This window comes from uncultured Nostoc sp., assembly GCF_964245445.1.
Taxonomy (GTDB): Bacteria; Cyanobacteriota; Cyanobacteriia; order Cyanobacteriales; family Nostocaceae; genus Nostoc.
This window is the reverse complement of the sequence record NZ_CAXTNE010000369.1, coordinates 1-6,210: the sequence shown is the minus strand read 5'-3', so window position 1 is coordinate 6,210 and position 6,210 is coordinate 1. Positions and strand designations below refer to the sequence as shown.

The following is a 6,210-nucleotide window of genomic DNA, read 5'->3' as shown; positions in this document are numbered from 1 at the left end:
AAAGCCATTAGTGCCATTCAAGTCAGACAGATTAATGAAATTGAATGATGAGTTAGCCATGATTTTCTCCTGTGTTTTTGTTTGTTTAACGATTCGACAACTCCAGCCCGGATTTCCCTTTGGGTCTATTTGGCTAAAGTTAAGATGATAATGCACTGGGAAATTGGACGTGGTTTAACTTCTTCAAGACATACACAAAGCCAAATGTGCCACTAGTGGTCTGCCAACCCAAAGAAGTCGGGTCAGGGCTGGGGAAACGTTAAAGGTTAAAGGGGAAGGGATTAAAACCTTTCCCCTTTAACCTTTTCTCTTTAAAGAGCCAAGTTGCGTTGCCGCGCCATTAAATTTAGCCGTTAACAAATGAGCGGTAAGTGGGTATGCAAAAAGATTTATGTCATTGCGTACTCTTTCGGAGAACCCGTTCGCTGTCTTCGTCTCCCTTAGGAGAAGGGTACGAAGTGTTGACGATCGCGTCTCCTAGAGAAGCAATCCAAACCTTGCATTTTCTCAATGACTTGGTGGTTTTATGTTGACCGTGTACTAAGCAATAAATTACAGTTTATCAACAGCATAATCAAGGATTACTACAAAACATCTACTGAACCCACTTTGCCTACTTGACCGAATCAATGCTGTTGCAGCTAAATATACAGCTTTTATTTTGTAAATAGAAATACTGAGTCTAATTATTACCGATGCAACTTGACTAACTCTCCAGAGAGAATCGCCCCTCAAAGCAAGCCGTCATAAAGACAGCTTTTGCTGATTTAACATCTTTACTCGTTCGTAGTGCTTCCTTCAAATAAGCGATCGCCCCATAAGCAGTGCTATGTTGAGCAATAGCGTTAGTTATTCTACTCAACCTACTGTCCACAACTGCAATCCCCCACTGTCAAAGCTTCGCCAGTAGTTTTTTAATGACTATCGGGACTTAAACAAAAATTAAGCCCAAATAAAGCCTAAAGTGGCTTTATAATTCTCAAATTTACTGGCGGGTGTGAATCCCTAATCCCCAATTCAAAGAAATCTGCCCATAGGTAATTTATAACATCAAGCTATTACAACTATGCTTACAAAGTAACGCCTAATTTTTATATAAATCGCTATATGGTAGATATCTATATTATTGACCTATTTGTGATTGGTCTACTTCTGCTGATGGTCACATTAGGGTCAGGTTGGATTGCTCGCTTACCTCTTTCTTTTGCGATTATCTACCTACTAGTTGGTATTTTTCTAGGCCCTAACGGCTTTGGGCTGGTTCAATTACGTCGAGATGAAGTTTTCAACGCCCAAATGCTGGAGAAAATAACAGAACTTGTAGTAATTATTTCTGTGTTTAGCTGCGGCTTAAGAATTGTTCGTCCTCTCAGGTTGGGGGTTTGGGATATTACGGTGCGATTGATTGTATTTCTGATGCCAATTTCAATTTTGGCTCTGGCTGTTGTGGGTAAATTGTTTTTAGGGATGAATTGGGGAGAAGCGATTTTATTAGGAGCAATTCTTGCACCTACCGATCCAGTCTTAGCATCAGAAGTACAACTGACCGATACAAACGACCAAGATGAATTGAGATTTGGTCTAACTTCTGAAGGTGGGTTAAATGATGCTTTAGCTTTTCCCTTCGTCTATTTTGGCATTCATGCCTTAGAAGATGACAACTGGGGTAACTGGTTTAAACAGTGGATTACGGTTGATTTAATTTGGGCGATCGCAGCTGGTATTTTTATGGGAATTGTTGTTGCCAAATCTATAGTTTGGATTGAACAAAAAATTCAAAAACGCCGTGCTACCGATAAGTTAATGGAAGACTTTATTGCTATCAGCACAATTCTCCTAACTTATTCCTTAACAGAAATGGTTAATGGTTATGGATTTCTGGCAGTATTTGTTGCTGGGTTAGTTGTCCAACGTAGTTACAGAAATCCTGAAAAACCGCTAGCAGAATTGGAATTTGTTGAGCAAATTGAAAAGCTGCTGGAAGTTGGGACAATTTTACTATTGGGTTCAATATTATTATTGCAGCCAATGCTCAAGTATGCTGGGCAATCTTTGTTAGTGATAATTTTGTTGTTCTTGATAATCAGACCTGTAGGAGTTTGGATTAGCACAATAGGTAAACGTCCTCTAGAATCACACCGCCGAACCTTGCACCCAGGAACTCGGTTGTTATTTGGATGGTTTGGTATTCGCGGTGTTGGTTCTTTATATTATCTTGCCTATGCGTTTGGTCATGGCTTAAAAGGTGAAGCAGGCGAACAAATTGCTTGGATAACTTACACTACTATTGTAGTTTCGGTGATTGTGCATGGAATTAGTACAACTCCATTAATGAAGTGGTATGAGCGCAATTTTGCTAATCAGAAAAAGACTACTCCTCCCGCCACAATAGATGAATTTGAGTAAAAGCAATTTTTGTAGGGTGTGTTATCGCCGAGAGTACGGCATTATCAATAATTTAAGGTGCGTTAGCCTTTGGCATAACACACCCTACAATTTAATTTTCTAAACCTGATTGTCAAACTGGAGAGAGCTTCGAGTTTTATTCCCCTTTCTTAAAAAGAAAGGGGTTGGGGTTAAGTCTATATTCCCTATTTACCTGTCACCTTTTCAATAACTTCTTTCGCTTTTTCACCAAAACTTTCTTGGGGCTTTCCTTCTTGTTCAGCCTTTAAATTCCTTTCGTAAGCCTTTTCTATAGTATTAAGGTCTTTTGAATCTTTTATTGCTTCCTCATAAGCTTCTTCTCGTTCTTCTTCTTGAACACCAACACCTGGATCATATTCGTTAGCGCGATTAATTTTTTCTTCAGAATTTGGTTTATACTCTGGCGGTATTAGCTTTAATTCTTCAAGAGTAGTTGCATAACTAGCTTGCTGAACAAAAATGAAAGAACCTGACAAGCTGATGAAAATCATTAAACCAATAACCAAAAAGCTTGAACGTAATGCTTGTTTTAAAGTTAATAGAATTTTTTGCACAAAAAACTCCTCCTGTTGTTTTGTTATAAGCCTTCGTTATGTATAAATGTATTCAATATTCCAGGCTCACAGGCATCCTATATGTTTAGGTACAGTTTTTCCTTCTATCGCAAGGTATATTAATTTTTACCTATAGTAGGGGCGTACAAATGTACGCCCCTAGCTCTGTATCTGAATATTTCGTGAAATTGAATTAAATTTTCACCCAGTCTGCTTAATACACTTGCATTAAGCTATAACCAACTGTGATTAATTTTAATTCCTCGACTTTGCATTACCTCTGCAAATAAATTTGTTGGTAGTGCTTCTTCCACAGCATAAACACCTGGTTTATTAAGTTTACCTTCTAGCAATAATTGGGCAATACTACCTGTGCCGCAACCAGAAGCCACGGCTGTATTTTCATGCACTACAGTTGAACAATAAACGGCGGTTTCACCATCTTTTTGCCCTGTAACTTCCGAACGAACTGCTACACCAATCCCAGTAAAATTATTAGTGACATCTGTCATTGAATGGCTGACATGAGACAGAAATTCAATCATGTAACGGCGCTGCATTAACCACTTGGGAAAAACGTGTGCCGCAATCCAAGTTAAGTGATTGTAAAAATCAGGAACAGAGCCAAACTTAGTAATTACAGTTTTTACTGATGGGAAGGCTTTTGGCAGTGTAAAAGTTTCTGGCATATCAAACCAGTAAACTCCGGTGCGTCCATAGGGAGGTGGAAAATCAACTAATTCTCTTTCACTATAAGGCTTGATTATCTTCCATTTTCCATCTATCCAAGTCTCAAAAGGATACTGCAACCCAAGAAAAGTTGTCCGCATCACTGTAATGCCAGCACCGCCAGAACCGGAAACTAAATAACTTAAATGGATCTTTTCTGGTTTATCAAATTGTTCAACACCTTGACGTACCATGCTGTTAGAAATACCAGGAAAAATACCAGTATTAATAATTGCTGTTACACCAGCAGCAGCAGCTTGTTCACTAAAATTGAGGGCTTTGCTGGTATAAGAACGATGGTCACTGACATCTACATAATTAACGCCTTGAGCAATACAGCTTTCAAGAACATTAGTATCTCGATAGTGAAATGGGCCAGCACAATGAATGACTAAGTTAGAGTTTGCGATCGCATCTTGCAACTTGTCAACTTCTGCCAAGTCCAATACCAAAAACTGCACTTGTCCTCCCGAAGACAAGCTAACAGCCTTCCCAAACTCCGCAGAACGTCCAGTAATCGTAATTTGTGCCTGCGTATGGGTAGCGAGATCCTGAGCAACACTGCTACCAATCCGCCCCCGTCCACCAAGAATTAAAACGCTGTCTGTCATTACTCCAGATTGGCAATACTAACCTTATTTCACCAGTTTTCTGTCCCCTTTGTCATCAGTTACAAGTATGACTTATACCATTTCACGAATTTTCTACTTTTATTGTTGTAAGCAAGTTCGTAGTAAGGGCTTTAGCCCTTATTTTCTAAGCACTAAAGTGCTTACTACAAACTCTCAAAAATAAGTTGACAAAGTACTAGATTTGCGATTCGATTTGCCTGACTACCGTTAGCGCTGAATAACTCACCCCAGCAGTACCTTCGCCGGGATGGGTGGAATCACCAACTAACCACAAATGCTGGATGGGTGTACGATTGGCGAAACCAAAGGGGCCAAAGGTGGGAATCCTTTGACCTATACCGCCAACTATACCGCGATCACGGGCTGTAAAATGGGCAAAAGTGCGGGGTGTTGCCGCTTCTTGATGAATAATAGTTTCTGGTTTGAGATAGAAGTATTGGGCAAGACGAGCGATCGCTTCTTGGGTAAACTTTTCTTTTAGTCCTTCATAATCATCAGTCTGCCACCACTGTGCAGGATCGACAAATGAAGAAGCAATAATTGTCGCTTTCCCCTCCGGTGCGCGACCATCTCCAGGATGACTGACAGAAACAAATAGGGAATTATTCTCACCAATGGGGCCATTGACATCGTACATAAATTGTAAGTGGGGAGGGCATTCAGGGGGAATCGCGCTGGCATCTACACCTAAATACACCACAAACGCGCCCGATGCTTGGGGTAGTTTTTCCACCCGGTTTTGATAACCAGATGGCGCTTGTTCTCCCAATAACTGCACCAAGTTTTGCACGGTGACATTGGTAACTATGTGGTCGGCGGCTTCTGTCCAGACTTCGCCAGTTTTCTGATTTCTAATCACTACAGCAGTAGCTTTGCCGTTTTCTACTTTGATTTGTTCTACAGTGTGGCGCATCAAGAGTTTGCCGCCATCTCTTTCTAAGGATTTTACCAGGCGATCGCTTAATACTTGCATACTTCCCTGGAGGTGAAACAATCCTTGGGGCAGTTGGGATACACTCAACGCTGTTGCGGCATAAAGTAATGCTGTCTGTTCTGCATCCACCTGGGAATACAACTTCAGTTGCAAATCTAAAAAAGTCCTCAATCGCTGGTTATTTCCTAGTCCATATAACCTTAAAGCATCTCCTACCGTAAACAAAGTGAAGGGTACAGTAATTAATGTACTGGGACGCACCGCTTGCGCTAGCTGCCACAAATCCCATAAATTACGTGGTGGTAGCACCGGATCGCGTCCTTGAAATTCCCAACTGGCATTAAATAAAGTTGCCATCAATTGCCAGAACGGTTCGCTACCAGGGAACTGTTTTTGTCGTTCCTCTTGCCATTTCTCTTGGTCGCGCCAAACATTAATCGGTGTGCTTTCCCCAGGTAAATAGACCGCACAAGCAGGATCACAAGGCGTTGCTTTTGGTAAATCTATTTGCAATTCTGAGAAAATGCGGTGGTGAATTCCCCCTGGTTCCAACCCCGCCACCTGAGTTGCGCCCACATCGAAGGTAAATCTCTGTCGTTTAAACGTTGAAGCACAGCCTCCTGGTACGAGGGCCTGATCCAAAATTAAGACGCTGTAACCTTTATGAGCTAATAATGCTCCAGCAGTCAGTCCACCTATTCCCGCACCGATAACGACGACATGAGAGTTACTTTTGTCAAGAGAAATGCTGGACATTGATTAGTTTCTTTAAATTTCTTAATACTTTTATTTATAATTTTACCTTAATCTCTAAGTTAAATGGAGACCTAACCCCCAACCCCTTCCCTACAAAGGGAGGGCAGTAAGATTCAAAGCCTCTCTCCTCTTAGGCTACGGTGTACACACAAGTCTGAAATAGCTGATTAACCAAGGT

At 41.0% G+C, this 6,210-nt stretch carries 6 protein-coding genes; 2 read left to right on the top strand and 4 right to left on the bottom strand.

Annotated elements, in window-relative coordinates; translation table 11 throughout:
* Positions 1-377 precede the first annotated feature (377 nt).
* Positions 378-533 (top strand): hypothetical protein, encoded by a 156-nt coding sequence (locus tag ACFE90_RS34990; protein ID WP_375506865.1) that lies wholly within the window; start codon positions 378-380, stop codon positions 531-533.
* Positions 534-706: 173 nt separating this feature from the next.
* Here ACFE90_RS34990 and ACFE90_RS34985 read toward each other — a convergent pair whose 3' ends face one another.
* On the bottom strand, positions 707-874 hold the full coding sequence (locus ACFE90_RS34985; RefSeq protein WP_375506864.1) for a hypothetical protein: 168 nt from the start codon (positions 872-874) through the stop codon (positions 707-709).
* 233 nt (positions 875-1,107) lie between these two features.
* Here ACFE90_RS34985 and ACFE90_RS34980 point away from each other — a divergent pair, with 233 nt between their 5' ends.
* Positions 1,108-2,406, top strand: a complete 1,299-nt coding sequence (locus ACFE90_RS34980) for a cation:proton antiporter (protein WP_375506863.1) — start codon at positions 1,108-1,110, stop codon at positions 2,404-2,406.
* 185 nt (positions 2,407-2,591) lie between these two features.
* Here ACFE90_RS34980 and ACFE90_RS34975 read toward each other — a convergent pair whose 3' ends face one another.
* The 3 genes from ACFE90_RS34975 to crtD form a co-directional block, all read right to left on the bottom strand.
* Positions 2,592-2,981: a hypothetical protein gene (locus tag ACFE90_RS34975; RefSeq protein ID WP_375506862.1), complete on the bottom strand. Its 390-nt coding sequence runs from the start codon at positions 2,979-2,981 to the stop codon at positions 2,592-2,594.
* 233 nt (positions 2,982-3,214) lie between these two features.
* Positions 3,215-4,321: a saccharopine dehydrogenase family protein gene (locus ACFE90_RS34970; protein WP_375506861.1), complete on the bottom strand. Its 1,107-nt coding sequence runs from the start codon at positions 4,319-4,321 to the stop codon at positions 3,215-3,217.
* 196 nt (positions 4,322-4,517) lie between these two features.
* Entirely contained in the window at positions 4,518-6,032 is a 1,515-nt protein-coding gene (gene crtD, locus ACFE90_RS34965; RefSeq protein ID WP_375506860.1) for a C-3',4' desaturase CrtD, read from the bottom strand.
* Between the last annotated feature and the right edge of the window lie 178 nt (positions 6,033-6,210).

Excerpts from the sequence above, each read along its gene's own strand:
- ACFE90_RS34990 (WP_375506865.1), top strand. The coding sequence starts at position 378 with ATGCAAAAAGATTTATGTCATTGCGTACTCTTTCGGAGAACCCGTTCG.
- ACFE90_RS34980 (WP_375506863.1), top strand. The coding sequence starts at position 1,108 with ATGGTAGATATCTATATTATTGACCTATTTGTGATTGGTCTACTTCTG.
- ACFE90_RS34970 (WP_375506861.1), bottom strand. The coding sequence starts at position 4,321 with ATGACAGACAGCGTTTTAATTCTTGGTGGACGGGGGCGGATTGGTAGC.
- crtD (WP_375506860.1), bottom strand. The coding sequence starts at position 6,032 with ATGTCCAGCATTTCTCTTGACAAAAGTAACTCTCATGTCGTCGTTATC.